Genomic DNA, 3833 nt, shown 5'->3' on the forward strand with positions numbered 1-3833 from the left:
AATTACTTCGCTTCAGACGTCATCCCCCTGCCTGTCGGCTTTCGCAAGGAACTGCGGCGAGCGGTGACCTCCTCGGCCTCACCACTGACGTCTCGCATTCCCGGCAATGCTCGATTCGAACTCGTCGGCGGCTGCGCGTCCCTAGTATTTGTCAGGTAGTCGAGACGATCGACGTGAGGAGACGGTGTGCGGTTCAGCTACGCGGAGGCGATGACGGACCCGACGTTCTACATCCCGCTGGCGAAAGCCGCCGAGGCCGCCGGCTATGCCGCCATGACCATTCCCGACAGCGTCGCCTACCCCTTCGAATCGGACTCCACGTATCCGTACACCCCCGACGGCAACCGCGAATTCCTCGACGGCAAGGCTTTCATCGAAACATTCGTGCTGACAGCCGCTCTCGGCGCGGTGACGTCGACGCTGCGGTTCAACTTCTTCGTCCTCAAGCTCCCGATCCGACCGCCGGCGCTGGTGGCCAAGCAGGCCGGGTCGCTGGCGGCGCTGATCGGCAACCGGGTGGGCCTCGGCGTGGGCACCAGCCCGTGGCCGGAGGACTACGAGCTGATGGGTGTCCCATTCGCCAAGCGCGGCAAGCGTATTGATGAATGTATCGAGATCATCCGCGGCCTGACCACCGGCGAGTACTTCGAATTCCATGGCGAGTTCTACGACATCCCCAAAACCAAGATGACTCCCGCTCCGACGCAACCGATTCCGATCCTGATCGGCGGGCACGCCGACGCCGCGCTGCGCCGGGCAGCACGCGCGGACGGCTGGATGCACGGCGGCGGCGACCCGGCGGAACTCGACCGGCTCATCGCGCGGGTCAAACAACTCCGCGACGAGGAAGACAAGACCGGCCCGTTCGAAATCCACGTGATCTCGGTCGACGGCTTCACCCTCGACGGCGTGAAACGTCTGGAGGACAAGGGCGTCACCGACGTGATCGTCGGTTTCCGGATTCCTTACATCATGGGCCAAGACACCGAGCCGCTGGACAGCAAGATCCGCAACCTCGAGATGTTCGCCGAGAACGTGATCGCGAAAGTCTGACGGCGACCCGTATTCAGCTGAACGCCCGGTGCTCGCCGCGATAGGACGGCGCCGTCTCGACGATCCGGTCCTCCTCGACGACGTGCACGGTCTCGAACCGCTCGAGCAACTCCCCGGCCTTGGCATGCCGCAGCCAGACGCGGTCACCGACTCGGAGCGCCGAGGCGCCCACGACCGGCGTCTGTACCTCCCCCGCTCCTTCGGCCCGCACGTAGCGCAACCCGGGAGTGGCAATCGTGGGTAATCGCGATCGCCCGGCCGGCCCCGAAGCGATGTATCCGCCGCCGAACAAGGTCGCAATGTCTGCTGTCGGCTTGCGGACCACCGGTAACGCAAAAAGCAGCGCCGGGCGCGACCGGAAGGCGTCGTAGCGGTCGAAAATGCCGGACATGTACAGACCCGAGCCGGCGGTCACTTCGGTGACCGAGGGGTCAGCGGAACTGATCTCGAGGCTGCCGGTGCCGCCGGCGTTGACGATCGCCAACGCCCCGACGGCTTTCTCGACCGCCGCGACGACCGCCGAACGTCGCCGCGCAAGCTCGGCCGCAGAAGCTTTCTTCATCAGTCGGACGGCTGTCGAGGTGTCTTGCAGACCGGCGATCTGCGCTTCGTAGAACATCACGCCGACCACCCGAAAGCCCTGTTCCGAAGCTATTTTCGCAAGGGCTTCAGCAGCCGACGGGGTACGGACAGGCGAGCGCCGGACGCCGAGGTGCACCGGACCGATCCGCAGCGAGGCGTCGATGTCGAGGCAGATTCGCAGCGGGGCGGGCCCGGCGGCGGACCGAATGACGGCGAGCTGGGCGGGGTCGTCCACCATCAGCGTGATCTTGTCCTGCAGCGCTTCGTGTGCGCCGAGCTCGGCCAGCGCGGCCCGGTCGATGCTGGGGTAGCCGAGCAGCACGTCGGACTGCCCATTGCTGACCAGCCAGAGTGCTTCGGACAGTGAGTAGGCCATCACCCCCGCAAAACCCGGCGTAGCCAGCGCCTGGTCCAGCACCCATCGGCATCGCACCGATTTGCTGGCAACCCGTACCGGCTTGCCACCCGCTCGGCGCACCAAGTCTGTTGCGTTGGCCCGCAACGCAACAAGGTCGAGTGCGACCAGCGGTGGGTCCAGTTCGGCGGTGGCCCGGTTCAGCGCGTCCAGATCGGTCATTGGGTGTGACTCCGTCGGCGGCGGCCCGTCTTGGCGTACGTCCGCAGGTACTCGGTGAAAGCCGCTAACCGGGAACGCGCGGCCACCCCGTCGCCGTCAACCAGCCAGCGCAGCGTGACGCCGTCGAGGAACGACAACACCTCGTCGGCGAGTTCGTCGACCGGGTTCAGCCATGTCGCGCCGGCAGTCTGCGCCGCGATCGCCAGCAGTGCCGTCACCGCTTTTCGGGATGCCTCGTATTGCCGCAGCGCCACGTGTTCCATCGCGGGATTGCGCAGCGCGTGCGTGGTGATCTCGTAGGTCAGCAGCTGAGCGTCGCGGCTGGCCTCGATCCGGTCCCACAGCCCGTCGACGGCTAGGCGCAGGGCGCTCGCCAGGTCGTCGGCGCCGTCGATGTCCAGCGCACCCGACGCAGCCGACAGCAGGTCGGCAACGATGCGGTCGGCCACCGCGACCAGCAGGTCGTCTTTGTCCTTGAAGCAGTAGTGCACAACGCCGAGCGCCACGTCGGCGCGGTCGGCCACAGCCCGGATGGTGACGGCGGAAATACCCTCTGCGGCGGCCAGGCCGAGCGCCGCTGCGACCAGTTGAGCGCGGCGTTCGACTTGCGGGAGTCGAGATCTCATCGCCTCCATGAAACATCTGGACGCATGTTCAAGTCAAGCTTGACTTGGACGCATGTCCAGATTCATAGTTAGGGGCGTGACCACGTGGACGAACTGGGCCGCGACCGCCAGCGCGCAGCTCGCCGGCGTCGAAACACCGGCCACTGTCGGCGATTTACAGCAGGTGGTGCGCAGCGCGACGCAGCGCGGACTGCGGGTGAAACCGATTGGCGCCGGCCACTCGTTCACCACGATCGGACTGACTGACGGCACGCAGCTCCGACTGGACCACCTCACCGGCATCGTCACCGCGGACCCCGGGACCGGGCTGGTGACCGTCCTCGCCGGCACCCGGCTGCGGGCCCTCAACGAATCGTTGTGGGAGATGGGCCTGGCCCTGACAAATCTCGGTGACGTGGATGTGCAGACCATCGCGGGTGCCGTCTCGACCGGCACTCATGGAACCGGCGCGAAATGGGGCGGTTTGGCGACCCAGATACGCGCGCTCGAACTCGTGCTCGCCGATGGTTCACTGCTGCGCTGCAGCGCGGAGCAGAACAGCGACGTCTTCGCCGCCGCGCGGGTGGGTCTGGGCGCGCTGGGTGTCATCGCCACCGTCACGCTGCAATGCGAGCCGGCGTACGCACTCTGCGCGCGGGAGGCACCGGAATCGCTCGACGCGGTGTTGACCGAGCTCGATGCGCACGTCGCCGACAACGACCATTTCGAGTTCTACTGGTTCCCGCACACCCGCCGCACGCTGACCAAGCGCAACAATCGGCTGCCCACCGGCACGCCGCTGCGCCCGTTGGGCCGGCTGCGTAGCTACGTCGACGACCACCTGTTGGCGAACACGGTCTTCGAGGGCTTCCAACGGCTCACGACACAGTGGCCCAGCCTCAGCCCCCGCGCCAACGCGGTGTCGGCGAAGGCATTGTCCGCCCGTACGTACGCCGACCGCTCCTACCGGGTGTTCGCGTCGGTGCGCTCGGTGCGGTTCCGCGAGATGGAATACG

The 3833-nt window shown here is 66.6% G+C and carries 4 protein-coding genes; 2 read left to right on the top strand and 2 right to left on the bottom strand.

Going from position 1 to position 3833, the window contains the following annotated elements:
• Positions 1-186 precede the first annotated feature (186 nt).
• Entirely contained in the window at positions 187-1053 is an 867-nt protein-coding gene (locus tag AC2VOG_RS07855; RefSeq protein WP_486939352.1) for a TIGR03619 family F420-dependent LLM class oxidoreductase, read from the top strand.
• Between the two features lie 13 nt (positions 1054-1066).
• Here the strand turns inward: AC2VOG_RS07855 and AC2VOG_RS07860 are convergent, their stop codons facing one another.
• Positions 1067-2212 (bottom strand): alanine racemase, encoded by a 1146-nt coding sequence (locus AC2VOG_RS07860; RefSeq protein WP_486939353.1) that lies wholly within the window; start codon positions 2210-2212, stop codon positions 1067-1069.
• Positions 2209-2838 (bottom strand): TetR/AcrR family transcriptional regulator, encoded by a 630-nt coding sequence (locus tag AC2VOG_RS07865; RefSeq protein WP_486939354.1) that lies wholly within the window; start codon positions 2836-2838, stop codon positions 2209-2211. Before AC2VOG_RS07865 ends, AC2VOG_RS07860 begins: the two co-directional genes overlap by 4 nt.
• A 76-nt stretch (positions 2839-2914) precedes the next feature.
• Between AC2VOG_RS07865 and AC2VOG_RS07870 the strand changes: the two genes are divergently transcribed.
• Positions 2915-3833 (top strand): FAD-binding protein (locus tag AC2VOG_RS07870; RefSeq protein WP_486939355.1); only part of this gene is annotated, 919 nt, incomplete at its 3' end.

Source organism: Mycobacterium sp. TH-M11 (assembly GCF_057473725.1).